The organism is Leisingera sp. M658, assembly GCF_025144145.1.
Taxonomy (GTDB): domain Bacteria; phylum Pseudomonadota; class Alphaproteobacteria; order Rhodobacterales; family Rhodobacteraceae; genus Leisingera.
Window position 1 is genome coordinate 1,336,147 of sequence record NZ_CP083546.1, and the last position, 25,528, is coordinate 1,361,674.

The 25,528-nt window shown below is 61.3% G+C and carries 25 protein-coding genes and 1 other RNA gene; 16 read left to right on the top strand and 10 right to left on the bottom strand.

All coding sequences use genetic code 11. The features are described 5' to 3' along the window. Positions 1-83 precede the first annotated feature (83 nt). The 4 genes from K3724_RS06690 to K3724_RS06705 are packed head-to-tail and all read left to right on the top strand — an operon-like array spanning position 84 to position 3,849. On the top strand, positions 84-1,538 hold the full coding sequence (locus K3724_RS06690; RefSeq protein WP_259991195.1) for an NAD-dependent succinate-semialdehyde dehydrogenase: 1,455 nt from the start codon (positions 84-86) through the stop codon (positions 1,536-1,538). Positions 1,539-1,550: 12 nt separating this feature from the next. Then, positions 1,551-2,615 carry a tartrate dehydrogenase gene (locus K3724_RS06695; RefSeq protein ID WP_259991197.1) on the top strand — a complete coding sequence of 355 codons (1,065 nt, stop codon included), beginning with the start codon at positions 1,551-1,553 and terminating at the stop codon, positions 2,613-2,615. 11 nt (positions 2,616-2,626) lie between these two features. After that, positions 2,627-2,965, top strand: a complete 339-nt coding sequence (locus K3724_RS06700) for a tRNA-binding protein (RefSeq protein ID WP_014873168.1) — start codon at positions 2,627-2,629, stop codon at positions 2,963-2,965. A 29-nt stretch (positions 2,966-2,994) separates the two neighbouring features. Beyond that, a complete protein-coding gene (locus K3724_RS06705) occupies positions 2,995-3,849 on the top strand; it encodes a DMT family transporter (protein ID WP_259991199.1) in 855 nt (284 codons plus the stop codon). A gap of 718 nt (positions 3,850-4,567) precedes the next feature. On the opposite strand, the gene K3724_RS06710 is transcribed toward K3724_RS06705, so the two are convergent. Beyond that, positions 4,568-5,380 carry an IS110 family transposase gene (locus K3724_RS06710; RefSeq protein WP_259992583.1) on the bottom strand — a complete coding sequence of 271 codons (813 nt, stop codon included), beginning with the start codon at positions 5,378-5,380 and terminating at the stop codon, positions 4,568-4,570. A gap of 464 nt (positions 5,381-5,844) precedes the next feature. Here K3724_RS06710 and rnpB point away from each other — a divergent pair. The 3 genes from rnpB to K3724_RS06725 all read left to right on the top strand — a co-directional run bounded on the left by rnpB (position 5,845) and on the right by K3724_RS06725 (position 7,205). After that, an RNA gene (gene rnpB / locus K3724_RS06715) (RNase P RNA component class A) lies at positions 5,845-6,272 on the top strand. 107 nt (positions 6,273-6,379) lie between these two features. Continuing rightward, positions 6,380-6,547, top strand: coding sequence for a 50S ribosomal protein L33 (rpmG, locus tag K3724_RS06720; protein ID WP_008554190.1), 168 nt, complete (start codon positions 6,380-6,382; stop codon positions 6,545-6,547). Between the two features lie 256 nt (positions 6,548-6,803). Continuing rightward, positions 6,804-7,205 (top strand): hypothetical protein, encoded by a 402-nt coding sequence (locus K3724_RS06725; protein ID WP_259991202.1) that lies wholly within the window; start codon positions 6,804-6,806, stop codon positions 7,203-7,205. A gap of 15 nt (positions 7,206-7,220) precedes the next feature. Here the strand turns inward: K3724_RS06725 and K3724_RS06730 are convergent, their stop codons facing one another. From K3724_RS06730 to K3724_RS06740, 3 genes are all read right to left on the bottom strand, one after another. Continuing rightward, on the bottom strand, positions 7,221-7,682 hold the full coding sequence (locus K3724_RS06730) for a GNAT family N-acetyltransferase (protein ID WP_259991204.1): 462 nt from the start codon (positions 7,680-7,682) through the stop codon (positions 7,221-7,223). Between the two features lie 86 nt (positions 7,683-7,768). Next, positions 7,769-8,545, bottom strand: coding sequence for a Bax inhibitor-1/YccA family protein (locus tag K3724_RS06735; protein WP_259991206.1), 777 nt, complete (start codon positions 8,543-8,545; stop codon positions 7,769-7,771). Positions 8,546-8,742: 197 nt separating this feature from the next. Further along, positions 8,743-8,964 carry a DUF1127 domain-containing protein gene (locus K3724_RS06740; RefSeq protein WP_259991208.1) on the bottom strand — a complete coding sequence of 74 codons (222 nt, stop codon included), beginning with the start codon at positions 8,962-8,964 and terminating at the stop codon, positions 8,743-8,745. A 125-nt stretch (positions 8,965-9,089) separates the two neighbouring features. Here K3724_RS06740 and K3724_RS06745 point away from each other — a divergent pair, with 125 nt between their 5' ends. Then, on the top strand, positions 9,090-9,971 hold the full coding sequence (locus tag K3724_RS06745; RefSeq protein ID WP_129370384.1) for a LysR family transcriptional regulator: 882 nt from the start codon (positions 9,090-9,092) through the stop codon (positions 9,969-9,971). A 50-nt stretch (positions 9,972-10,021) separates the two neighbouring features. On the opposite strand, the gene K3724_RS06750 is transcribed toward K3724_RS06745, so the two are convergent. Next, a complete protein-coding gene (locus K3724_RS06750; RefSeq protein ID WP_259991211.1) occupies positions 10,022-10,990 on the bottom strand; it encodes an NADPH:quinone oxidoreductase family protein in 969 nt (322 codons plus the stop codon). Between the two features lie 352 nt (positions 10,991-11,342). Here K3724_RS06750 and K3724_RS06755 point away from each other — a divergent pair, with 352 nt between their 5' ends. The 3 genes from K3724_RS06755 to K3724_RS06765 all read left to right on the top strand — a co-directional run bounded on the left by K3724_RS06755 (position 11,343) and on the right by K3724_RS06765 (position 14,062). After that, the gene (locus K3724_RS06755; protein WP_259991212.1) at positions 11,343-11,714 is read left to right on the top strand and encodes a helix-turn-helix domain-containing protein; all 372 of its coding nucleotides are present in this window, start codon (positions 11,343-11,345) and stop codon (positions 11,712-11,714) included. A 97-nt stretch (positions 11,715-11,811) separates the two neighbouring features. Further along, on the top strand, positions 11,812-12,603 hold the full coding sequence (gene hisN / locus K3724_RS06760) for a histidinol-phosphatase (RefSeq protein ID WP_259991214.1): 792 nt from the start codon (positions 11,812-11,814) through the stop codon (positions 12,601-12,603). A gap of 118 nt (positions 12,604-12,721) precedes the next feature. Further along, positions 12,722-14,062 (top strand): 8-oxoguanine deaminase, encoded by a 1,341-nt coding sequence (locus tag K3724_RS06765; protein WP_259991216.1) that lies wholly within the window; start codon positions 12,722-12,724, stop codon positions 14,060-14,062. Positions 14,063-14,084: 22 nt separating this feature from the next. Here the strand turns inward: K3724_RS06765 and guaD are convergent, their stop codons facing one another. Continuing rightward, entirely contained in the window at positions 14,085-15,383 is a 1,299-nt protein-coding gene (gene guaD / locus K3724_RS06770) for a guanine deaminase (protein WP_259991218.1), read from the bottom strand. Positions 15,384-15,527: 144 nt separating this feature from the next. On the opposite strand from guaD, the gene mgtE reads away from it, so the two are divergent. The 4 genes from mgtE to K3724_RS06790 all read left to right on the top strand — a co-directional run bounded on the left by mgtE (position 15,528) and on the right by K3724_RS06790 (position 20,407). Next, complete coding sequence (gene mgtE / locus K3724_RS06775) at positions 15,528-16,916, top strand: magnesium transporter (RefSeq protein WP_259991220.1); 1,389 nt, start codon at positions 15,528-15,530, stop codon at positions 16,914-16,916. Positions 16,917-16,925: 9 nt separating this feature from the next. After that, the gene (locus tag K3724_RS06780) at positions 16,926-17,489 is read left to right on the top strand and encodes a 5-formyltetrahydrofolate cyclo-ligase (RefSeq protein WP_259991222.1); all 564 of its coding nucleotides are present in this window, start codon (positions 16,926-16,928) and stop codon (positions 17,487-17,489) included. 113 nt (positions 17,490-17,602) lie between these two features. Beyond that, the gene (locus K3724_RS06785) at positions 17,603-18,415 is read left to right on the top strand and encodes a TIGR00282 family metallophosphoesterase (RefSeq protein ID WP_129370392.1); all 813 of its coding nucleotides are present in this window, start codon (positions 17,603-17,605) and stop codon (positions 18,413-18,415) included. A 213-nt stretch (positions 18,416-18,628) separates the two neighbouring features. Beyond that, complete coding sequence (locus tag K3724_RS06790; RefSeq protein WP_259991224.1) at positions 18,629-20,407, top strand: SLC13 family permease; 1,779 nt, start codon at positions 18,629-18,631, stop codon at positions 20,405-20,407. Positions 20,408-20,693: 286 nt separating this feature from the next. Here K3724_RS06790 and K3724_RS06795 read toward each other — a convergent pair whose 3' ends face one another. Continuing rightward, positions 20,694-22,469: an SLC13 family permease gene (locus K3724_RS06795; protein ID WP_259991226.1), complete on the bottom strand. Its 1,776-nt coding sequence runs from the start codon at positions 22,467-22,469 to the stop codon at positions 20,694-20,696. 122 nt (positions 22,470-22,591) lie between these two features. Between K3724_RS06795 and K3724_RS06800 the strand changes: the two genes are divergently transcribed. Next, complete coding sequence (locus K3724_RS06800) at positions 22,592-23,332, top strand: YebC/PmpR family DNA-binding transcriptional regulator (RefSeq protein ID WP_259991228.1); 741 nt, start codon at positions 22,592-22,594, stop codon at positions 23,330-23,332. A 321-nt stretch (positions 23,333-23,653) separates the two neighbouring features. Here the strand turns inward: K3724_RS06800 and K3724_RS06805 are convergent, their stop codons facing one another. The 3 genes from K3724_RS06805 to K3724_RS06815 form a co-directional block, all read right to left on the bottom strand. Then, the gene (locus K3724_RS06805; RefSeq protein WP_259991230.1) at positions 23,654-23,815 is read right to left on the bottom strand and encodes a DUF1036 domain-containing protein; all 162 of its coding nucleotides are present in this window, start codon (positions 23,813-23,815) and stop codon (positions 23,654-23,656) included. A gap of 85 nt (positions 23,816-23,900) precedes the next feature. Further along, positions 23,901-24,737, bottom strand: a complete 837-nt coding sequence (locus K3724_RS06810) for a hypothetical protein (RefSeq protein ID WP_259991232.1) — start codon at positions 24,735-24,737, stop codon at positions 23,901-23,903. An 88-nt stretch (positions 24,738-24,825) separates the two neighbouring features. Continuing rightward, positions 24,826-25,518, bottom strand: a complete 693-nt coding sequence (locus K3724_RS06815; RefSeq protein ID WP_259991234.1) for a nitroreductase family protein — start codon at positions 25,516-25,518, stop codon at positions 24,826-24,828. Positions 25,519-25,528 lie beyond the last annotated feature (10 nt).

The following is a 25,528-nucleotide window of genomic DNA, read 5'->3' on the forward strand; positions in this document are numbered from 1 at the left end:
CAGGATGCTACCGGACTGGCAAATTCAAGATTTCCCCTCGCGCAAACCCGATAGGATTTTCCTAACTGCTGGAGTTGGAAATTATGAACCTTCAAGATACCTCTCTGTTTCGTCAGCAAAACCTGGTCGCGGGCGAATGGATCAACGCCGACAACCGCGCGACGATCGAAGTTGACAACCCCTCAACACTTTCTGTTGTCGGCACTGTGCCGAACTGCGGTTCCGACGAAACGGATCGCGCAATTGCTGCCGCCGAGGCTTGCTTTGCGACCTTCCGCAAAACCACTGCAGCTCATCGTGGCGCGCTGCTGGAGAAGTGGTTCAACCTGATCATGGAAGCTCAGGATGACCTGGCTACGCTCATGACCCTGGAGCAGGGCAAACCTTTCGCGGAAGCCAAAGGCGAAATCGCCTATGCCGCGTCTTTCGTGAAATGGTTCGCCGAGGAGGGTAAGCGCGTCTATGGCGAAACTATCCCCAGCCCGGTTCAGGACCGCCGCATCATTGTGCAGAAACAACCCGTCGGCGTCTGCGCCATCATCACGCCCTGGAATTTCCCGGCGGCGATGATTACCCGGAAAATCGCTCCGGCGCTGGCCGCAGGCTGCCCGGTCGTCATCAAACCTTCGGAGTTCACGCCATTCACTGCCCTCGCACTCGGCGTGCTGGCGGAACGCGCGGGCTTTCCGTCCGGGGCGGTCAACATTGTCACAGGGGACCCTGCTGGTGTCGGTGGAGCACTGACCGGCAGTCCTGCGGTGCGCAAGCTGTCTTTCACCGGCTCCACCCGTGTGGGCAAACTGCTGATGGAGCAATGCGCGGGCACCATGAAACGCCTCAGCCTGGAGCTGGGCGGCAACGCTCCTTTCATTATCTTCGACGATGCCGATCTGGATCTTGCTGTCGAAGGTGTCATGGCCTCGAAGTTCCGCAATGCGGGGCAAACTTGCGTCTGTGCTAACCGCATCTTTGTTCAGGCCGGTGTTTACGACGCCTTCGCTGAGAAGCTGGCAGCCGTTGTTGGAAACATGAAGTTGGGCGACGGGTTTGAGGACGGTGTGGAAATTGGTCCTATGATCAACGACGCTGCCATTGCTAAGATCAAGTCACATCTGGACGATGCCACTGCCAAGGGTGGAACCGTCATTGTTGGCGGCACCCAGGATGACAGCAGCAAGCGCTTCATCAGCCCGGCGGTTGTCACAGGTGTGACCACCGATATGATCGTGGCGGACGAAGAGACCTTTGGCCCCGTCGCGCCGCTCTTCAAGTTCGACACCGAGGAAGAAGCGCTGGCCGCAGCCAATGCCACGCCTTACGGGCTGGCAGCCTATTTCTACACCAACGATCTGACCCGCACATTCCGTGTCAGCGAAGAGCTGGAAACCGGCATGATCGGTATCAATGTGGGCGGCTTCGCCACTGAAGTCGCGCCCTTCGGCGGCATCAAGGAAAGCGGTCTGGGCCGTGAAGGTGCGCGTCAGGGTATCGATGAATACCTGGAAGTCAAAACCCTGCATATCGGCGGCATCGCGTAAGGAATCCCGGCTATGACAAAAACATATCGTATCGCAGCCATCCCCGGAGACGGGATCGGCAAAGAGGTTCTGCCGGTCGGTCAGCGCGTCATTGACCTTGTGGCGCAAAAGCACAACTTCACTGTGGACTGGACCGAATTTGACTGGTCCTGCGAACGCTATCACGACACGGGCAGGATGATGCCCGAAGATGGCATCGAGCAGATGAAGGCGTTTGACAGCATCTATCTGGGGGCTGTCGGCTTCCCCGGTGTTCCGGATCACGTGTCGCTTTGGGGGCTGCTGATCCCGCTGCGCCGCGAATTGGATCAATATGCCAATGTCCGTCCCGTGCGCCTGTTGAAGGGCATTAACTCGCCCCTGGCAGGACGTGGTGCGGATGACATCGACATGATCATCGTGCGCGAAAACGTCGAGGGGGAATACTCCGAGATCGGCGGGCGCGTCTATCAGGGCACGGAACACGAGGCCGCCATTCAGGAAAGCATCCTGACCCGGCGCGGCACGGACCGGATCATGGACTATGCGTTCAACGTAGCCAAAACCCGCAAGCGCAAACATGTGTCTTCGGCCACCAAATCCAACGGCATCATTCACACCATGCCGTTCTGGGACGAACGATTTGCCGCCGCCGCAGAGCGTCATCCGGGTATCGGTACGGCCCAGTTCCATATCGACATCATGACCGCGAATTTTGTCCTGCATCCGGATTGGTTTGACGTGGTTGTGGCCTCGAACCTCTTTGGCGACATCCTGTCCGACCTGGGTCCGGCTGTCGCTGGCTCAATCGGTATCGCGCCCTCGGCCAACATCAACCCGGAGGGCAAGTACCCCTCAATGTTTGAACCGGTCCATGGCTCGGCGCCTGATATCGCAGGCAAAGGCGTCGCCAACCCGGTTGCTGCTGTCTGGACCGCTGCCATGATGCTGGAGCATCTGGGCGAGCCCGGGGCTGCCGCAGAAATCGAACGCGCAATCGAAACCTCGCTGGAGCGCGCCGACACTAAAACCCGCGACCTCGGCGGCACTGCCGATACTGCAGGGTCGGAAGCCGCCATTCTGGCCGGACTGTCGTAAGGAACAATGACATGAACAAAGCAGAGATCGTCTATGACGACTTCGCCAAGGTGGAAATGCGCCTTGGCAAGATCGTCGAGGTCAAGGATTTCACCCGCGCGCGCAACCCCTCCTATAAGGTCTGCGTTGATTTTGGTGACCTAGGCCAGCGCTGGTCCAGCGCCCAGATCAAGAACTATTCCGAAGAAGAGCTGCTTGGACGGCCCGTCGTTTGCGTGGTGAATATGCCGCCTCGCAACATTGCCGGTTTCAAATCTGAAGTCCTGGTCATGGGAGTCCCGAACGAGGCTGGCGAGACTATCCTGCTGCAACCCTCGCATGATGCGGTTCTGGGAAGCGAAGTCTTCTGATGTCATCCCGGCACACAGGATTGGGCGCTTTGGCCATTCTGTCCTGGGGCACATTGGGGGTTCTTGGAGCCTTTTCAGCCTCCCTGCCGCCCTATCTGGTCCTGACGTTCTGCTTTGCGATCGCGGCGGGCATGGGGCTTGCAATTTGTGCCGCAACAGGCCGGAAGCCAGTGCCTCTGCTGGACCGGCGCACCATCCTGTTTGCCGGGCTTTTGACAGCTTACCACTTGTCATATCTGGAAGCCTTCCATCATGCAGATCCCATCTCAGTGTCGCTGATCAACTACCTCTGGCCTGCTTGCCTGATCATTCTTGGCAACTTGTTCTTCCAGCTGCGCAGCGGGTTCCCGGGTTACCTTGGAGCCGCGCTTGGTTTTGCCGGAGTGTTAATCCTGATCGGCAAAGATGGGTTTGCGCTCCAGCTATCTGAGACATTCGGCTACGGTCTTGCCTTTGTTGGAGCACTCCTATGGGCGCTGTTCTCAAACCTGCGCCGCCATGATCCGTCAGACGCTATCTCTGCCATGACGACAATCTGCTTTGCGTCGTCTCTGATTTGCGGGCTTTGGTGGATGACAAAGGGTGCGAACCTGCCGGCGCTGACCGCCTCGGATGTTTGGGTCATCGCCGCGCTGGGTTTGGGCCCTGCCGGAGGTGCGTTCTTTCTCTGGGATCTGGGAATGCGCCAAGGTCACGTTGCTCTGCTTGGTGTCTTGGGATACTCAGCCCCCGTTTTCTCCACCATGCTCATGCTTGTACTTGGCTTAGGCCAACCAGGCTGGGAAGTCTTCGCCGCGATAGCCTTTATCACTTTGGGTGGTATCGTCGTTCACTCCGGATCAAAAGGCCCGACGAAGTGCGTGGCTAATGCTGAAACAAGGTAGAAGGAAAATGGAACGACGTCCGCTGTTGCCTCTGAACAAGCCGCTCGTCTCACGCAGATCGAAAATGCTGCTTTTTTGGAGCTTTTGCGTTTTCGTTCTGATTTCTGTGGGCACCGCAGTTGTGCTTATCTGAGATTACCCACTGACTGCCGCTCGGATTTCTGCGGTTTGCTGAAAGCTAACAACGCTGCAGCGCGGTTAGTCGAAGCTGCCGTTACTGCTCAATGCAGCGAACATCCGTTTCCTGCTCTTCTAGTGGGTTGCCGTAGACAAAAGTGCAGTTTCCCGTCATCGAGGCAGTTTGCAGCGAAAATTCACTTTGTCCCGCCCCTCGCTAGTCGGTCCTGACTGCAGCGAAAGAGCGGTCTGAATCTCACGCCTCAGACTGGCTTTCAATGACTACTTTGGCGACATCGGCTGCAACGCAGCGATCAGTGTGCCGCGCCTGCGAGCGGATGCTGCGTCTGCAACCGCCCGGAAGGGCGAAGGTCGGCTACGTCCCGCTCTTCGTTAGCAGGTCCTGGCTGCAGCGAAAGAACGGTCTGAATTCCGCGTCTCAGAGTGGCTTTGAATGGTCGGTCTCGCGACATCGGCTGCAACGCAGCGATGAGCGTGCCGCACCTGCAACCGAATGCTGCGTCAGCAAACACCTGTAGCGACAATGTCCGCAGAGTCCCGCACATTGCCAATTCCGACACCTTGCCGTGAAAGGCAGCAGTCACGACTTTGCGGCACCGTAGCGAATTGACACCTGCCCTTCCTTCAGCCCCGCATTCATGATGACGATGAGCTTGCGCATGAGTGCCGTGATCGCGACCTTTGCGGGCTTGCCACGTTCACGTAAGCGTCGCGCGCATGATTGCATCATGGGATCGTATCGCTGCGTTGACAGAGCGGCCATGTAGAGCGTGGATCTGACGTCGCGCCTGCCCCCGGAAATGCGGCGGTGGCCTTTCAACGTCCCTGAATCTTGGGCCTGCGGCGCAAGTCCAACGATGGCGGCTGCTTTACCCTTGGCCAGTGAGCCAAGCTCAGGCACATATGCTAAGCACGCCGCAGCCGTTTCGGGGCCAACACCGACCACGGATTTCAGCAAGTCCGACTTGCTCCGAAATCCGGGTGTCGATGATATCAACTTGCCGGTTTGTTCATCCAGCTCGTTCATATCTTTCGTCAGGGCGCGGATATGGCGTTTCAAGGAGCGCTCAACGGCCCTGATTTGTGGATGTTCCAGCCGGTTCTGTTCCTTGCGGATCATCTGGGCAAGGCCATCGCGACGCCGCCGTAGCCCACGTAGCTCGGCTGTTTCCGTGCCAGGCGGCTGCCAAAGGCGCAGATCCTCTGATTTTGCGGCAAAGAGTGCGAGCATTCTTGCGTCCACCTGGTCTGTCTTGGCTGACAATCCGGGATACTTCGCAAAGTTCCGTGTCCGTGTGCCATGTGCGCGATGGACAGGCAGCTCCAGATCGACACAGGACTGAAGAACGTGCCGTTCATAGCCTCCAGATGCCTCGCAAACGACAAATGGGATGCCGCCTTTCCTCTTGTCTTGAGAAACCGTTTGATGGCCGTGACGCTGTTGGGACTTGTCACCTGCCGATCATCGGGCAACCTATGCACCGTCAGACTGGCCTTCGAGACTTCGAATGCAATGACGTTGGTGCGGTCTGCCTCGCTGAAGTTACTGCTCCTGTCGTTATCCTTGATTAGGCTCGGCCGCGAAGGCCCTTCTTCCGTTCGGATGGCCGGACAGATGTGACGGGCGGCAAGATATTTTGCGACCGTTGAGCAGGTCTTCCTCGGGTTGGCCTGCCCGCCACCAGCTTCCCGAAAAGCCATCCGGGAAACCGACCGGCTTCATCTTCTCAGAAGAGAAAATAGAGGCAATGTCTTACGCATAACCCTGGGGTGAGGCCGGAAGGCCAAGAGGGCAGCGCCCCTGCGTCTGCACTATCTGCTTGACGCCGCGCGCCGATGTTCCTAGGCATCCGGCGCGCAGAAGGCTGGACGGCCGCGTGGGGTTCAAGCCCCGCGAGGAAAGTCCGGACTCCATGAAGCAACGGTGCCGGGTAACGCCCGGGCGGGGAAACCCGACGGAAAGCGCCACAGAAAACAGACCGCCCGCCGGACCAGAGGTTCGCCAACGGAGCATTCGGCGGGTAAGGGTGAAACGGTGGGGTAAGAGCCCACCGCGCCGCTGGCAACAGGGGCGGCACGGCAAGCCCCACCGGGAGCAATGCCAAATAGGGCCCCCGCGCAGGCAGGTCCCGGAAACGGGAAACCGCTGCTAGGCACGCTTCAGCCGAGAGGGGCCGGGTTGGCAGCTAGAGGCACGCAGCAATGCGCGCCCCAGATGAATGGCCGTCGAGCCCGGGATTACGGTCCCGGGGGGACAGGATCCGGCTTACAGGCCTTCTGCGCATAATTACCCCCGAATCCTATTGACTTGGGGGCTGGGGCAGGTAAAAGCCGGACTTCAGATAGGAATTTACCGAGAGGCCCCTGCCTTTTCGGACGCAGGAGAAGCACCATGGCGAAGCCGACCACAATCAAGATCCGCCTGAACTCGAGCGCGGGCACCGGCCACTTCTATGTGACCAAGAAAAACGCTCGCACCATGACCGAAAAAATGGTTGTGCGGAAGTACGACCCGGTTGTGCGCAAGCATGTCGAGTACAAAGAAGGCAAAATCAAGTAAGCCTTTCCTTTGGAAGGATTTCCGGAAACGGGTCGCGCCTGGCGCGGCCCGTTTTCTTTTGGGCTGGCCTGACACTTCGGTTAGCCTGACACTTCGGCTGGTCTGACACCTCGCGCGGCTGCTTCAAATTCTTGGAAAATGCCGGGCTGATTCCGCCGCATGGCCACCTGCCGCGGCACGTTTGTGCCCCAATTCCCGCCTAGCCTTAAATCCGTAGGTTAATGAACAAACGGGTGGATGTGCTGTGAGGGTTTACATGATTGCGGCTGCACTGGCAGCGAGTGGGGCGCCGGTCTCCAGTTCTTTTGATGCTGGGATGGCGGTGCCGCCGCCGCCTGCAGTCGAGGCACGGCATTTGCAGGCAGCGTCGCCGGCCCCTTCCGGCGGACAGCGGGCTGTGGTGGACAAAATCGTGCACCTGCAGGGGCGCAGGCTGGCATTGTGCCTGGTCCGCTCAGGCAGTGCTGGAATGGCGGTTCTAAGTGTCCCGGAGGACAGTGCGGTGCCCAGCCTGCCAGAGATCCCAGCGGCTGAGTTCCTTGGTTTGGTCACAGAAGCTTCCGGCTGCCGCCCGGACGGAGAAGTGCGCAAAGTGTCGAGCCGCCGGGGTACAATCGCCGTCTCCACCGGGCTGGACTGCGCCGGTCCAGGATCCTGACGCCACAGATCTGAACTAGGCGCGCCACTCGGCCATAGTCAGCACCGGATCCATTCCCATCCCCTGCATCAGCGCGGCTGAGGCGGTGTTGAAGGGGGCATAAGTGGCTGCAACCACTGTGGCGCCCGCCGCCAGTGCCTGTGCCCTCATCGCCTCGACCAGCGCCTTGCCAACCCCCATCCGGCGCCAGGCTTCGGTCACCGAAATATGGTGCAGCATGGCGCGGGTCTCAGCCGCGCGGATCGGCAGCGCTGGCCGGTTCTGCAGCTCATAGATCAGATAGCCCAGCAGCGCCCCTTGCGGGCTTTCTGCGGCCAGCGCAAAGATGGTCTCTTCCCGCAGCCACTCCTGCAGCCATGCGGCCAGACCTGTGCTGTCAGGGGCTGGCGTGTGGTGCGCTGCGTGAAGCGCATGCAAGTCCTGCAACAGCGGCAGCAGACGGTCTGCCTCCACTGCGGGAATCTCGATAATCTTCATGGGGTCATCCCTCTTGTTATTTTTGAAATGAAAAGGGGCGGATCATTGTGACCCGCCCCTCGCTGACTTTGGAATGTGTTGTACGCTTATTCGCGGTTTCCAAGCAGCTGGAGCAGCATCATGAACATGTTGATGAAGTCCAGATAAAGGCTGAGCGCGCCCATGATGGCGGACTTTGCCAGCCATTCCTGGTCGCCCGAATGAGCCATCTGCAGGTAGTCGTTCTTGATCCGCTGAGTGTCATAGGCGGTGAGGCCTGCAAAGATCAGCACGCCGATCACCGAGATCGCAAAGGCCATTGCCGACGACGCCAGGAAGATATTGACGATCGAGGCCACGATCAGGCCGATCAGGCCCATGATCAGGAAAGCGCCCATGCCGGACAGGTCTTTCTTGGTGGTGTAACCAACCAGCGACAGGCCCGCAAAGGCGACGGAGGTGATCAGGAACACCTGCACGATGCTCTCGCCGGTGAACACCAGGAAGATCGAGCTGATCGACAGGCCCATCACGGTGGCGAAGACATAGAACAGCAGCTGAACGCCGGCTGCAGACATGCGGTTTGCGGCAGCGCCGATGCCAAAGACAAAGGCCAGCGGTGCAAACATGATGACCCATTTCAGCGGCGAAGCATAAAGCGCATGGCCGATATTGGTCAGGTATTTATCCGCGCTCAGCTGCGCCACGGCATTGGCCGGGTCCGCAGTGACGGCCAGGCCGGAAATGGCCCAGGCTGCAAGGAAAGTGATGAACGTGCCTGCGGCCATGGTGCCGTAGACCTTGTTCATATGGGCGCGCAGGCCCTCATCAATCTGCGCGGCGCGGGCGCCGGCGGCAGACCGGATGGTGTCGAATTGTGCCATCTTGGGTGGTCTCCGTAAATTACTCCCTTGCTGCCGGCGCACGAACCGGGCCGCGGCCGGCAGCATTCCCGCTAAATATCGGGGGAAGTGCGTTCCGGTTCAAGTATTTCAGGGCAATAAATACATGAAAAACGAGGAAACGGGCCGCCGGCTGGCGGCCCGTCTCAAATGCGGGCGTCAAATCGGGCTGCAGAGGCTCAGCGGGACCAGTGATCCGGCGCGCTCCAGAACCCGCGCCGGGCCTCGGCGTCTGCTTCGGCGCGGGTCACGCCGATGTCGTCCAATGCGCGGGCGTCCAGCTTGGCCAGCTGGCGGCGCTGCGTCCAGACCTTCAGGTGCAAGCGCAGGCGGGCAGCCAGCGAAAGCTGCGGCTTTGCGGCAGGGCGGGGTGTGCAGCGGGAGGAGGTTGCAGGGGTCATAGCGCGGATCCTTCAGTTACGTTTGTGATGCGTCCCTTTTGGGTGATCAATTGTGTTGATGAATATGGCGTCTTGTGGCACATTTTAAAAACGAATGTTTTTGATCTAATACATCAGGTGCTGTGATGATAAGAAATCTCGATATCACCACGCTCCGCTCTTTTGTGGCGGTGGCGGACAATGGCGGCGTGACCCGGGCGGCCGGTTTTCTGCATCTCACCCAATCGGCGGTGTCGATGCAGATGAAGCGGCTGGAGGAGCTTTTGGGTTTAAGCCTTCTGGACCGCTCCGGGCGCACTATTGCGCTGACAGCGGAAGGCGAGCAGATGCTTGGCTATGCCCGCAGGATGGTGGCGCTGAATGACGAGGTGATCGGCAGGCTGACAGACCAGGCCTTTGAGGGCGAGGTGCTGCTGGGGGTGCCGCATGACGTGGTGCATCCGGTCATTCCGCAGGTGCTGAAGCGGTTCAATCTCAGCTACCCGCGGGTGAATGTGAACCTTTGCACATCCAACACCCGCGACTTGAAAACCGAATTCTCGCGCGGTGCGTTCGACCTGATCCTGACCACGGAAAACGGATCAGGCGAGGGCGGTGAGACGATCCACAGCATGCCGTTGCGCTGGGTCGGCGCGCCCGACGGATCGGTCTGGCGGCAGCGTCCCCTGCGGCTCGGCTTCTGCCGCAACTGCAGTTTCCGCCCCGTGGCCACCGCGGCGCTGGATAAGGCGGGTATCGAATGGGAGATGGCGCTCGACAGCGATTCCGACCGCACCGTCGAGGCAACGGTCAGTGCCGACCTGGCCATCGGCGTGCTGCTGGAGGGCACCCAGCCAGGCTATCAGGAGCTGGTTGAACAGGGCTGCGGTCTGCCGGACCTTCCGATGCAGCACATCAACCTCTATGGGGCCGAGCGCGTGCGTGCGCCCTATGTCGAGGAGCTGGCCGAGTTTATCCGTCAGGCCTTTCAAGGGCTGTGGTCCGCGCCGTTGCGCGCTGCCAGTTGACGCCCTGATGCTCCGGCACCGGGCGGGAAGGGCCCGGACGCGCTATCTGGTCAGCGGTTGCCGCCCATGGTGATCACCACCTTGCCGGTGGACTTGCGGCTGCGCAGCAGGTCCAGCCCCTCGGCCGCGCGGTCCAGCGGCAGGGCGTGGCTGATATGCGGCTTGATGCGGCCTTGGCCGTGCCAGGCAAACAGCGTCTCAAAGGACCGGCGTACTGCTTCGGGCCGGAATTTCATGTAGCCGCCCAGGTAAAACCCGATCACCGTCAGGTTTTTCACCAGCAAGTGGTTGGCCGGGATTTGCGGCACCTCGCCGCCGGCAAACCCCACCGGCAGCAGCCGAGCGCCGGGATTGGCAGAGCGGAAAGCGGCTTTCCACACATCTCCGCCCACAGCGTCATAAACCACATCTGCGCCGCCCAGTGCTTTCACAGTGCTGCGCAGGTCTTCACCGGCATCGATCAGGTGATCGGCTCCGGCAGCGGCAGCCACTTCCAGCTTCTCCAGCCCGCGGGCCTGGGCAATGACTGTCGCGCCCATCAGCTTGCCGATTTCAACAGCCGTCAGCCCGACGCCGCCGGCGGCGCCTGTTACCAGCAGTGTCTCGCCCGGCTGCAGGCGGGCGCAATGATCCAGTGCCATGTGGCTGGTGCCATAGGCGATCTGCATCGCCGCGGCGTGCTCGAAACTCATCGCATCCGGGATCCGGATCAGCTGGGCTGCGTCAAAAACCCCGGCTTCAGCCAGCCCGCCGGAGCCGCCGAACACCGCGACCCGGTCGCCCGGAGCAAACCCCTTTGTGCCATCGCCCAGTTCCGTCACCACGCCTGCCGCTTCCAGTCCCAGGGTAAAGGGGGGCTCGGGCGTGTCCTGATAGCTGCCCTTCATCATCAGCAGATCGGCAAAGTTCAAACCGCAGGCCCGCAGCGCAACGGCTGCTTGGCCGGGGCCCGGGGGCGGGACGTCTGTTTCCGTCAGCGACGCCGGACGGTCAAAGGCCGGAACTTGGAAAGCTTGCATGTTTTTTCCTCACCTTCTGCGGGAATCTGTGTGATTCGCCACCTCACACTGGCGAGGTGCTGCGCCTGCCTGCACCTCGCTATTTCTGGGGAGGTACGTGATCGGCAGCCGCTTGGCAACAAAACCTTTAGAAAAATGATACATGAAATCATGCGCTTGAACGTGCGGTCCGCGCACGGGGCGACGGCAGCCTTGCAATCAATCGCAAGGGTTGTACACTTTTGCTCAGAGGTTGAGCGTAGATCGCTCTGATGGGGAACCGTGTTCGGGCAAAGAATTGAAGCCGCCAGAACAGGTTATAGGAACGCAGCGGTCCGGGTTGCAGCCGGATTTTTGAACTTAGGAGAAACGCATGGCTCATCCAGTTGACGTGCATGTGGGAAAGCGCATCCGCCACCGCCGGTGGCTGATCGGCATGACACAGCAGCAACTCGCCGAGCAGGTCGGCATTAAATTTCAGCAAATTCAGAAATACGAGACCGGTGCCAACCGGGTCAGCGCCTCCCGGCTCTGGGATATCTCCGACGCCCTTGAGGTGCCGGTAAGCTTCTTCTTCGAAGGTCTTCAGGAAGAAGGCAAATCCTCGGCGGATAAAGCCTCCGTTCCGGAAGACCTGATGGGCGACAAGGAAGCCCTGGACCTGGTGCGCTCCTACTACGCGATCCCGGAAAACCAGCGCCGCCGCCTGTTTGAACTGGCGCGCGTGCTGAGCGACGTCGCCTGAAATCCAGACGGCGAATGAAGGATAATTGCAAGCGCAAAACCTGCGATGACAGGGTTTGCGCTTGCAATAATGCCGGGTGAGTGGCACCCGTATTGGTATGACACAGGCCGCTTTTCCCGATCTTGACGTTGCACACAGGATGGCAGACGCAGCCCGCGCTGCCATCCTGCCGCATTTCCGCACATCTTCGCTGACCGCTGAGAACAAACTCGACGGCGGGTTTGATCCGGTCACGGTTGCGGACCGCGCCGCCGAGCGGGCGATGCGGGCAGTCCTGGCGGAGTTGCGCCCCGATGACGGAATTCTGGGCGAAGAGTTCGGCACCAAGCCAGGCACCACGGGCCGCACCTGGGTGCTGGATCCGATTGACGGCACCCGCGGGTTCATCAGCGGTACGCCAACCTGGGGCGTGCTGATTGCGCTGTCGGATGAAAACGGCCCGTTCCTGGGGGTGATCGACCAGCCCTATACCGGCGAGCGTTTCTGCGGCGGGCCGGAAATTGCTTCCATGACCGGCCCGTTAGGCGAAAGACCTTTGCAGACCCGCGCCACTGCGGCGCTGGAAGACGCCATCCTGTTCACCACTTTTCCGGAAGTCGGTACGCCAGAGGACCGCGCTGCGTTCGAACGGGTCTCGGCCCGCGCCAAGCTGACCCGCTATGGCACCGACTGTTATGCCTATGCGCTGGTGGCAGCGGGGCAAGTGGATCTGGTGATCGAGGCCGGTCTCAACGCTTATGACATTCAGGCGCCGATTGCGCTGATCCAGGCGGCAGGCGGTATGGTCACTGACTGGCAGGGCAACCCGGCCCACAACGGCGGCCGTGCCCTGGCCGCGGCCAACGCGGAAATCCACGCGGCTGCGCTGGAACTGTTGCAACAGACGTAAACGGGTTGATAATGGCGCCCCCGGCCTGTAGTTTTCCCGGCAGGCCGGTTCTTCGCCCGTTTTCCATCGGCTAATCACACATTCCTCTGAAGCGGGCTGTCTTTTGGAGTGTGTGTAAATGACAGAGATCCTGATACAAAATGCCGATACCATCCTGACCATGGATGACACGCGCCGTGTGCTGCACGGCGCCGATGTGCTGATCCGCGGCGGTAAGATTGCCGCCGTGGGGCAGGGGCTGCAAACCAGCGGAGACATTGTCTCCGGCCGCGGATGCGTGGTGACCCCGGGGCTGGTCAACACCCATCACCACCTCTACCAGAACCTGACCCGCGCGGTGCCGGGCGCGCAGGACGCGCTGCTGTTCGGCTGGCTGCAGCGGCTCTATCCCATTTGGGCGCAGTTCACCCCGGACGAGATGTTCGTCTCTGCGCAGCTGGGCCTGGCAGAGCTGGCGTTGTCCGGCTGCACCCTCAGTTCCGACCATCTGTATCTCTATCCCAATGGCTCGCGGCTGGAGGACACCATCCACGCCGCCCGCGAGGTGGGCCTGCGCTTTCACCCGACCCGCGGCGCGATGAGCATCGGCGAAAGCGACGGTGGATTGCCGCCTGACAGCCTGGTCGAGAAAGAGCAGGCCATTCTCGACGACATGATCCGCGTTGTTGATGGCTTCCACGATGCAGGTGAAGGGTCCATGTGCCGCGTCGGCCTGGCGCCATGCTCGCCGTTTTCGGTCAGCCGCGAGCTGATGCGCGATGCCGCCCTGTTGGCCCGTGACAAAGGCGTGATGCTGCACACCCATCTGGCCGAAAACGACGAGGACATCGCCTATTCCGAGGCCAAATTCGGCTGCCGCCCCGGCCAGTATGCCGAAGAACTGGGATGGACTGGCGACGACGTCTGGCATGCCCACTGCGTTAAGCTCGACGTGCAAGAGATTGACCTTTTTGCCAGAACCCGCACCGGGGTTGCCCATTGCCCCTGTTCCAACTGCCGTCTGGGCAGCGGCATAGCGCCTGTGCGCGCAATGCGGGACGCCGGGGTTCCTGTGGGGCTGGGCGTGGACGGCTCCGCCAGCAACGACATGGCCAGCCTGGCGTCAGAGGCGCGGCAGGCCATGCTGCTGCAGCGGGTTGCCAATGGCGCCGACGCGATGAGCGCTTATGAAACGCTGGAGATCGCCACCCGTGGCGGCGCCGATGTGCTGGGCCGCCCGGATTGCGGCCGTCTGGCACCGGGCAAGCGCGCCGACATCGCGGTTTGGGACACCAAAGGCATTGCCTCCAGCGGCAGCTGGGATGCCGCAGCCCTGCTGCTGGCCGGTCCGACCCAGGTGAAACACCTGTTTGTCGAAGGCAAGCAGGTCATCCGCAGCGGCGGGATCACAACGCTCGACCTGCCGCAGCTGATCGAACGCCACGGGAAACTGGCGCGGGCGCTGGCTTCATCTTTCTGAAAATACTCAAGGCCGAGGCGCGTCAGCGCCTCTGCTCAACCGGTCGCCCGCCAATCCAGACCTCGGAAATGGCGCGGTCGTCGCCCATCATGATGGTGGGGAACACCGCCTCCCACAGATCCCCGGCGCGCGCTGACCGCTGCGCGATCGCCGGGGCCGAGGCCAGATCCAGCACCACTAGATCCGCCTCCATGCCGCGGGCGATGTTGCCGATCTTTGCCTCCATCCGCAGCGCCGTGGCGGATCCTTGGGTCGCCAGCCACAACAGCTGCGCTGCATGCAGCGGCGTGCCGCGCAGCTGGCCGATCTCATAGGCCGCCGCCATGGTGCGCAGCATAGAAAAGCTGGACCCGCCGCCGGTGTCAGTGGCAAGCCCGATCCGGTGCCCCTCAGCCATCAGACCGGCCATGTCAAAGAGGCCGGAGCCGATAAATGTGTTCGACGTCGGGCAATGGATCAACGCCGCGCCATAGTCCCGCAGCCGGTGCCGTTCACGCTCCTCCAGATGGATCGCATGACCGTAAAGCCCCCGGGCGCCCAGCAGTCCGAACTCCTCGTAGGTGTCCAGATAATCGCGCGCCTGCGGGAACAGCGATTTCACCCACTCGATTTCATCCGTCTGCTCGCTCAGATGCGTCTGCATCAAGCATTCCGGGTGCTTGGCCCAAAGCGCCCCCATCGCCTCCAGCTGTTCCGGCGTCGATGTGGGGGAAAACCGCGGGGTAATGGCATATTCCAGCCGGTCCGCGCCGTGCCAGCGTTCAATCAGCGCGTCTGAATCGTCATAAGCCGACTGCGCGGTATCCCGCAGCTCCTCCGGCGCGTTGCGGTCCATGCAGGTCTTGCCAGCAACCACCCGCTGCCCGCGCGATTGCGCGGCCGTGAAAAACGCATCCACGCTTTCGGGATGAATTGTGCAATAGCTGCAGACCGTGGTGGTGCCATGCGCGGCAGTCAGGTCCAGATACCTGTTGGCAATCCCGTCTGCATAGGCGCGGTCGCCGAACCGCATCTCCTCCGGGAAGGTATAGCTGTTCAGCCAGTCGATCAGCCGCTTGCCCCAGCTGGCGATAATCGCGGTCTGCGGATAATGCACATGGGCGTCCACAAATCCGGCCATGATCAGCTTGCCGCTGTGATCCACGGTTTCCGCCGCAGGCAGCAGCGCCTGCATTTCTGCCAGCGGCCCTGCACCCGCGACCTTGCCGTTCTGCACCGCCACCGCGTCCAGCAGACGGGCCGCGTCTTCGGGCTGCTCCGCGGCAAAAGGAGAGCCGGTAAAAGACAGTACGTGCCCTTTCAGGATGTAATCGGTGCCCATTCTTCCAACCCTTTCCTTGCAAAATGGCTCTTGGCAGGATACCCGCCGCATCAGCTCCGGTAAATTATGCCGATGTCATTGTTTTCCGGTAGCCGCTTCTTCTATTTTGCAGGCAGACACTCATAAAATACCCGGGGGCATCACATGAGCAGCGGCGACAACATCACCGGCGATCTGTCTCAGGACGACTCCTATGACCTGGACCGCAAATTGGTTGCCCGGATTCTGGGTGCGGTGGAGCAGGGCGATCAGCAGGCGCTGACGGATCTGCTGGAAGACCTGCACGCAGCCGACATCGCCGACCTTCTGGAACAGATCGATGCCAGCGACCGGGCACGGCTGATCCGGCTTTACGACCGTGAGTTCGACGGCGAGATCCTGTCCGAACTGGACGAGTCGATCCGCGAAGAAGTCATCGAGACGCTGAACCCGCTGGTTCTGGCCGACGCGGTCCGGGAGATGGAAAGCGACGACGTCGTCGACCTTCTCGAAGACCTTGAGGTGCCGCAGCAGGAAGCCATCCTTGAGGCGCTTGAAGATGCCGACCGGGTCGCGGTTGAGCAGTCGCTGAGCTATCCGGAAAACTCGGCCGGCCGCTTGATGCAGCGCGAAGTGGTGATGGCGCCTGAGCATTGGAATGTCGGGCAGGCCATTGATTTCATGCGCAATTCGGATGATCTGCCAGAGCAGTTCTATCACGTGGTCCTGGTTGATCCGCGTCTGCATCCGATTGGCAATGTCACCCTTGGCCGGATCATGGCCACCAAACGCGAAGTGCCGCTGACCGAACTGGTCGAGGACACCTTTCAGGTGATCCCCGCCGATCAGGACGAGGAAGACGTGGCCTATGCCTTCAACCAGTACCACCTGATCTCGGCGCCCGTGACTGACGCTGAGGGGCGTCTGGTCGGTGTGATCACCATCGACGACGCGATGATTGTGCAGGACGAGGAGCACGAGGAAGATATCCTGCGTCTGGCGGGTGTGGGCGAGGAAAGCTCGCTGGCGGACCGGGTGATCGAAACAACCAAACGCCGGTTCCCCTGGCTGGCCGTGAACCTGGTCACCGCGATACTGGCCTCGCTGGTGATTGCGCAGTTTGAAGCAACCATTACGCAGTTCGTGGCCCTTGCGGTGCTGATGCCGATTGTCGCCTCGATGGGCGGCAATGCCGGCACCCAGTCGCTGACGGTTGCGGTGCGCGCGATTGCGACCCGCGACCTGACCGGCTCCAACGTCTGGCGGGTGATCCGGCGGGAAGTGCTGGTGGGGCTGGTCAACGGGGTGATCTTTGCCATTGTGATGGGTCTGGTGGGCCTCGCTTGGTTCGGCTCGCCGATGCTGGGGGTCGTGATTGCCGTCGCTATGGTGATCAATCTGGTCGTGGCGGGGCTGGCGGGCACGGTGATCCCGGTTCTATTGGAGAAAGCCGGAATTGACCCGGCGCTGGCCTCAGGCGCATTTGTGACCACTGTGACCGATGTGGTCGGGTTCTTTGCCTTCCTCGGGCTTGCCGCCACCGTTTTGCTGTAGGAGACCGCGATGACGGATCTGACTGAAATCAAAGCCGCCGCACGCAAGGCGGCTTTTGCCCGCCGCAAAGACGCGCACGCCCGCAACATCCCCGGTGCCGCAGGCCATCTGTCCGAGGTGCTGGCCGGTTACCGCGGTGTGCCGCTGTCGGGTTTTCTGCCGATCCGCACCGAGATCGACCCGGTGCCCGCAATGGCCGAAGCGGCAGCGCACGGGCCTGTCGGCGTGCCGGTTATCATGGGGGCGGGCCAGCCGCTGAGATTCAGCCGCTGGCAGCCCGAAGGCCCGCTGCGCGACGGCCCCTTTGGCGCCATGGTTCCTGAAACCGACGACTTTTTTGAACCTGAGATCCTGGTGGTGCCGCTTGTTGCCTTTGATGCAAAGGGGGGGCGTCTGGGGTATGGCGGCGGCTTTTATGACCGCACGCTAGAATTGCTGCGCGGCAAGCGGGCGACGCTGGCGATCGGCTTTGCCTTTGACGCGCAAGAGGCCGAGGACCTGCCGCTGGAACCCACAGATCAACCGCTGGACATGCTGATTACCGAAAGCCGGATCCTGCAATTCAGCCGCTGACGCTGGCCGCGCGACCAAGATTTTTCGAAAAATCTTGGCAAAACTTTTCAGAAAAGTTTTACGCGCTTGCTGCAGGCCTTGTTCTGCCGTCCGCATGCGCGTACCACGCCCGCATGCGAATTCTGTTTCTAGGCGATGTGATGGGCCGCGCGGGGCGCAGTGCCATTACCGAAAATCTGCGGCGGCTGCGCCAGGACTGGCGGCTCGATTTTGTTGTGGTGAACGGCGAAAACGCCTCCAACGGCATGGGGCTGAGCGGCGAGCACGCCAAGCTGCTGCTGGAGGCCGGCGTTGATTGCCTGACCCTGGGCGACCATGCCTTTGATCAAAAGGACATGCTGCAGTTCATTGAGAAGGAACAGCGCATTATCCGGCCGCTGAACTTTGCCAAAGGTGCGCCGGGCCGCGGCTTCCGGCTGTTCCAGGCTCCGGGCGGACGTAAGGTGCTGGTGGTGCAGGTGCTGGGCCAAGTGTTCATGAAGCGCGCTTTCGATGATCCCTTCGGCGCGGTTGAGGCGGTGCTGAAATCGCACCCCCGGGGCGGGCTGGCACAGGCCATCATTGTGGATGTGCATTGCGAAGCCACCTCCGAGAAGATGGCGATGGGCCATTTCTGCAACGGGCGTGCCTCGCTGGTGGTCGGGACCCATACCCATGTTCCAACGGCTGACGCGCAGATCCTGTCCGAAGGCACCGGCTATCTGACCGATGCCGGCATGTGCGGCGATTACAATTCGGTCATCGGCATGGACAAGGCCGAGCCGATGCGCCGCTTCCTGACCGGAATGCCGAAGGCGCGCTTTACCCCTGCAAACGGCGCGGCCACCCTGTCCGGCGTGTTTGTCGAGACAGACGACCGCACAGGGGCTGCCAAGCAGATTCGCATGGTGCGCAACGGCGGCCTGCTGCAGGAGGCGGCCCCCTAACGGAGTGCTTTTCCGCCACGCGGTGCAGCTTGTGGCGGGATGAATTGCCGGTGCGGCCGCGATTTTCCGCATAAATTCCCGAATCCAGGCCTCCGCAGCGGGGCGGGCGCGGAAATTCTTGCTCAGGCCAAGGGTTTCAGGGAAACTGCGCGATGGCGGAGCGTGCAGCAGCGCGCTAAACCCGCCTGAAACAATAAGGCATCGTCACGGTATATGCAGTTTTTCCAACTAGGTGATTCCGGCAGCGCGGTCCTGGCACTAGCCATTGTCCTGGCCATGTTCGTGGCTTTTCTGCGCGAAACCTATCCCACCGAAGTTGTGGCGCTGACCGGCGTTGCAGCAATGCTGGCCACCGGCGTTTTGCCCTACAATGAGGCGCTGCCGGTGCTGTCCAACCCGGCGCCTTGGACCATTGCGGCGATGTTCATCATCATGGGTGCCCTGGTGCGGACCGGTGCGCTGGATGCCTTCACTCAAATCGCCAAAAAGCAGGCCGAGGTGAGCCCCAAGCTTGCGGTTGCCTTGCTGATGGCCTTTGTGGTTGCAGCCTCAGCCGTGGTGTCAAACACGCCGGTGGTGGTGGTGATGATCCCGGTGTTCATCCAGATCTCCCGCACCCTGAAGGTTTCCGCATCCAAGATGCTGATTCCGCTCAGCTATGCGGCGATCCTGGGCGGCACGCTGACACTGATCGGCACCTCGACCAACCTGCTGGTGGATGGTGTTGCGCGGGCGCAGGGCCTGCAGCCTTTCACTATTTTTGAGGTCACGCCGCTGGGCGTGATCCTGGTCATCTATGGCATGATCTACCTGCGCTTTGTCGCACCGCGGCTGCTGCCGGACCGTGACAGCATGGCCATGCTGCTGAGCGACAAATCCAAGATGAAGTTCTTCACCGAAGCGGTGATCCCGCCCGAAAGCAACCTGATCGGTCGCGAAGTCACCGGTGTGCAGCTGTTCAAACGTCCTGGCGTGCGGCTGATCGACGTGATCCGCGGCGATGACTCTTTGCGCCGCAACCTCATGGGGGTGGAGCTGCAGGTCGGCGACCGGGTGGTGCTGCGCACCCGAATGACCGAGCTGTTAAGCCTGCAAACCAACAAAGAGCTCAAGCGGGTGGATCAGGTTTCCGCCGTCGAGACTGAAACCGTCGAAGTGCTGATCACCCCGGGTTGCCGCATGGTCGGCCGCAGCCTTGGCGCCATGCGCCTGCGCCGCCGCTACGGCGTCTATACCCTGGCGGTGCACCGCCGGAACCAGAACATCGGCGTGCAGCTGGATGACCTCGTGGTGCGGATCGGCGACACCCTGCTGCTGGAGGGGGCGCCCGCCGATATCCAGCGTCTGGCTTCCGATATGGATCTGGCCGATGTCTCGCAGCCGACCCAGCGCGCCTACCGCCGCAGTCACGCGCCGATTGCTGTTGTTGCCCTTCTGGGGATCGTTCTGCTGGCGGCCTTTGGCGTGGCGCCAATCCTGATGCTGTCTCTGCTGATGGTGTCGCTGGTGTTCGTGACCCGCTGCATTGACGCGGATGAGGCGTTCTCCTTTGTGGACGGGCGGCTCTTGGCGTTGATTTTTTCGATGCTGGCCATCGGGGCCGCGCTGGAAAGCTCTGGGGCGGTTGCCCTGATTGTCAATGCCATCGCCCCCGGCCTGTCGATGCTGCCGCCGTTCCTGCTGGTCTGGGCGGTCTATTTGCTGACCTCTGTGTTGACCGAGCTGGTCTCAAACAACGCTGTGGCTGTTGTCGTCACCCCGATTGCCATTGGCCTGGCTCAGGCCATGGGGGTGGATCCGCGCCCCTTGGTGGTGGCTGTCATGGTAGCTGCCTCGGCCTCATTTGCCACCCCGATCGGCTACCAGACCAACACGCTGGTTTACGGTCCTGGCGGTTACAAGTTCACCGATTTTCTGCGTGTCGGCATCCCGCTGAACCTGACGGTCGGCATGGTTGCGTCCTTGATTATTCCGTTTTTCTGGCCGCTCTGACATCACCGGATGCCCTTGATGATGGCGGTTTTCCGCTTCGCCAGCATTTGTTTACGTGAAATTGTTAAAGCCGGGCCCATATGAAACAGAGAGTATTTCATGGGGTGGCAAAGTGGATTTCAAAAAACTGTTCCTGATCGCGGTCCTGGGCGGATCAACAGCCATTGTGCTGATGTCGCAGGCCTGGGCGGACCGGCACCCACAGTCTTTAAAAGTCTCCGCGCAGGCCGCAAAATCCTTGTGAAAGGATTTTGGCAAAACTTTTTCTCAAAAGTTTTGGTCCCCGCTACAATGGCCAAAACACCAGGATTGCCGGAATAGAGACTGCAATGACCAGAACCTCAAGCGGCAATCCCATCCGCCAGTAATCGCCAAAGCGGTATCCGCCGGGACCCAGCACAAGCGTGTTGTTCTTATGTCCGATCGGCGTCAGGAACGCCGCCGAGGCGGCAACTGCCACCGCCATCAGGAACGGGTCCGGAGATACCCCGAGGGACTCCGCCATCTGAATGCCCACAGGTGCCGCGACAATGGCTGTGGCGGTATTGTTCAGCACATCAGACAACGTCATGGTCACCACCATCAGCACCGTCAGCACTACCCAGGCGGGCAGGCCTTCGGTCAGGCCTGTCAGCGCATTGGCAATCAATGCGGTGCCGCCTGAACTGTCCAGTGCCGCCCCCAACGGGATCATCGACCCCAGCAGCACCACAACCGGCCATTCCACATGATCATAGATCTCCGCCACAGGCAGGATCTTGAAAAGAACATAACCGATTGCCACCAGTCCCAGAGCCACCGGCAGGTAGATCAGCCCGACGGAGGCCGCCAGAACGGCGGCGGCAAACAGACCGATGGCGGCCCAGGTCTTGTCATTTGCCGTTACCGCCAGCCCGCGCTGCGCCAGCGGCAGACAGCCCAGCCAGTCGGTCACATCGGCACTGCGCCCGCGCGGGCAAAGCAGCAGCAGAATGTCCCCTGCCTCGATCTCTGCCTGCCGGATATGTTTGGTGATCCGCCGGCCTTGACGGGAAATCCCCAGCAGCACCGCGCTTTGCCGCCAGGCCAGGCCGATGGACTGGGCGCTGCGCCCGTGCACGCGGGCCGCTTCCGGCACCACGACCTCAACCAGCTCCAGCCCGTCGCCTGCAGCGGTCAGCTTTTCCTGCCGGGCGGCGTCGGCAAAATCCAGTTTCAGGGCGCTGCGGAACTCATCCAATGCCTCCGGTTCGGCCTCGATCACCAGCGTATCCCCGTCCCGCAGCATCGCAGCGCTGGCGCGGCCATAGCGGCGCTTGCCGTCCCGGATCAACCCAATGATCGCCACATCCGCCTTTTCGGCCTCTTCGTCCAATTCGCCCAGCCGCTTGCCGGTCAGCTCTGACCCTTCGCCTACAGTCAGCTCAGCAATATAGGGCGCCAGCTGCGCCTCGGACGCTCCCGCTGCATTCTCCCGCGCCGGGATCAGCCGCCAGCCGACCAGTGCCACAAAGGTAAGCCCCGCCAGCGCCGCCACGCCGCCCACCGGGGCAAAATCGAACATCCGGAACGGCTCTCCCAGCCGCTCCTCCCGGATCGCCGCAATGATGATGTTGGGCGGCGTGCCGATAAGGGTCGCCATGCCGCCCAGAATAGTGGCAAAGGACAGCGGCATCAGGCTCAACCCCGGCGCCCGGCCTGCCTTGCGCGCGGTCTGGATGTCCACCGGCATCAGCAGCGCCAGCGCCGCCACATTGTTCATGAACGCCGACAAGACGGCGCCAACCCCGCCCATCAGCGCAATATGGCCGCCAAGGCCGCGCGCGGAATCCACCAATGTGCGGGTGATCAGAAACACCGCGCCTGAGCGCACCAGCCCGGCAGAAACGATCAGCACCAGCGCCACCACCAGCGTTGCCGGATGGCCAAACCCGCCAAAGGCATCGCCAGCAGGCACCACCCCCAGCACGACCCCCGCCATCAGCGCCGCAAAGGCCACCAGATCATAGCGGTAACGCCCCCATAACAGCAGGGCAAAAACGGCAGCAAATAACGCAAATAAAACAGCTTGATCATATGTCATCGGGCCAGCTTAACCGCGAAACCCCGCGGAGCAAGGGCCAAGCCGGGGCAGGGTGCTTGAAACCCGGTGCCGGCACGGGCTATATGGGCGCCAATTCAGATATTCAGCAGCAAGGATGCACCATGGCAGGCCATTCAAAATGGGCAAACATTCAGCACCGCAAAGGCCGTCAGGACGCGGCGCGGTCGAAACTGTTTTCCAAGCTGGCCAAGGAGATCACCGTGGCCGCCAAAATGGGCGACCCTGATCCCGACAAGAACCCGCGCCTGCGCCTGGCGGTCAAGGAAGCCAAAAGCCAGTCCGTCCCCAAGGACGTGATCGACCGCGCGATCAAAAAGGCCGTGGGCGGCGACGCTGAAAACTACGATGAAATCCGTTATGAAGGGTATGGACCCAGTGGCGTGGCTGTCATCGTCGAGGCAATGACCGACAACAAGAACCGCACCGCCTCCAATGTACGCTCCACCTTCTCCAAGAACGGCGGCAACCTGGGAGAGACCGGGTCAGTCGGTTTCATGTTCGAACGCAAGGGCGAAGTCACCTATCCGGCCTCTGTTGGCGATGCCGACACTGTGATGATGGCAGCAATCGAAGCCGGCGCCGAAGATGTCGAAAGCTCGGAGGATGGCCATATTATCTACTGCGCCGACACCGACCTCAACGACGTGTCGAACGCATTGGAAGCTGAACTAGGCGAGTCCGAGAGCACTAAGCTGGTCTGGAAACCGGGCACCACCACCGAGCTGGATCTCGAAGGCATGCAAAAGCTGATGAAGCTGGTTGATGCGCTGGAGGATGACGACGACGTACAGCGTGTCACCACCAACTTCGAAGCGTCCGACGAGGTCATGGCGCAGCTCTAAGCTGCAGCAATCGCGCAACGTTGAAAGCCCGCCGCGCCACCGGCGGGCTTTTCTTTTGGCGCACAGACCACCTGTATGGGGGCCACCCGTATGAGGCCACCCATATGGCTCCGGGCTGCTGCTTCTTTCTGGTCGAAAGTACCCCGGGGGTAAGGCCGCAAGGCCGAGGGGGCAGCGCCCCTCCGTGCCGCCGCGAATGGTACAGGGCTCAGAGGATGTGCAATAGGTGTAACCGCCGCTGGCAAAAGCCTTGCCCGATACATTTGCCTGGCAATAATTTTGGCTTTTCTTTAAATCGCCGCCGACCGGCGTTTTGCACGCTTAGACCGGCATGTTCCACCAGCCTTCCGAGACCCAATCCCCGCCGCCAAAATAGCCGATGACCAGGCTCAGGCTTTGCCCGCCATTGTTGCAGATCTCCAGCCCGGCAATGGCAGGCGGCGCTGCCAGCCCCAGGCCCGCAGCAAGTAGAATATGCTTCATGCAAAACTCCCTCCGGCTGATCTCTGAAACGTTAGGGGGGATGGTGGAGGCGGCAAGAAAACCCGGTTGCACGGCGGCTGGCCGGTCATTCGGTCACGACACCGCCAATTCGCAGGGCCGTGGCATCCGGTATCCATATCTCCCGGTGGGGGATGGCGAAGACCCTGTTTGCAAACTCGGCGCTCACCCCTTGCTGCAACAGAAAGGCGCGGTCCTTTTCCTGCTCCTTTTCCAGGTTTATCTGCGGCAGGCCGCTTTCGAACTGCAAAGCATAGCTGTGAAAGCCAAGCTGCCCGTTTCCGCCGAGGCTGCGCCGGAGGCCGGCTGCGAACATCAATGTGCAGGCTGAAGCACACAATCCCTCTGCACGGGTGGAAAATCCCTGTTCGCGGATCAGTCTGGCGGCGCCACGGGCTTCGGCAATCAGACCGCCGGGACTGGTCAGGGTAATTCGCTGCAGCCCAGGGTGCTGGAGGATCATCTGCTCAATCCGCCGTGTCAGGCCAAAGGTGATTTCACCTGCAAAGATCAGCGCGCGGCCGTCATTGGAAACTGTCAGCCTGTAAAGCGCTTCGCGCGCCTGCCGCCGCTGTTCGGCATAGACGGGTTCTTCCTTCGCCCTGGCAATCAACTGGGCATCCCACCACAGGGTGACCGCCGCAAAACCCGCAAACAGCAGCACCAGATAACCGCCCCAGACCGGCGCCATCGCACCGGTGCTGCGTACATGCGCGTCGGCACTGTGCTGAAAAATGCGGGCCTGCCACAGCAGAAACAGCCCGTCCGCCGCCATCAGAACAAAGACCAGCGGTACTGGCAGGCTGACCCATTGGTTCAGCGCCAGCCAGATCACCACAACCCCCGCGCGCGGCAGCAGCACCTGCAGGCCCAGGCTGCGGCGCAAGGAGGCGGGCGCCGGCATCAACCGTACCGCCGGCCGCAGGCGGCACAATTTTCTTGCAAGAAAATTGGCCGGAAAATTCGAATTTTCCGGGTGCCGGCCGCGAGGGCTATTCTACAAATGCTGCAATCTCCTCCAGCGGTTTTTTCAGCTTGGCAACGGAGGGCACCATGGCGTTCTCTGCGGGATGGCCCACGGCGATGATCATCGTCGGTTTTTCCGATGCCGGGCGGCCCAGGGCGCCATTCAGGAACTTCATCGGGTTCGGCGTGTGGGTGAGAGTGCACAGGCCCGCCGTATGCAAAGCTGTCAGCAATACGCCGGTGGCAATGTTCACGCTTTCCGGCACGTAATAGTTTTTGTAGCGGCTGCCGTCCTCAAAAGCGCCCCAGCGCTGGGCAAAAACCACAATCAGCCAGGGCGCGGTGGTCAGATGCGGCTTGTCCGCATTGGTGCCGATCGGCTCCAGCGCCGTGATCCATTCATCGCCCGCACCCCCGGCATAGAACTTCTTTTCCTCTTCTTCAGCCTCGGCGCGGATCTGCGCCTTCAGCTCCGGATTGGAGATCGCAGCAAAGAACCAGGGCTGGTGGTTGGCCCCCGAGGGTGCCGTCCCGGCTGCACGGATACAGGTCTCGATCACCTGCCGCGGTACCGGCTGGCCGGTAAAGTCCCGCACCGTGTGCCGCCGCCTCATATGGGCCAGGAACTCTGCTGCTTTCTCCTGCATTTCAGCGTCGGAGTACTCGGCTCGGTCCGGCAAGGGCAGGGGATCATAGCTGAGGGTGTCTTTTGAAAACATCGGCGGGCTT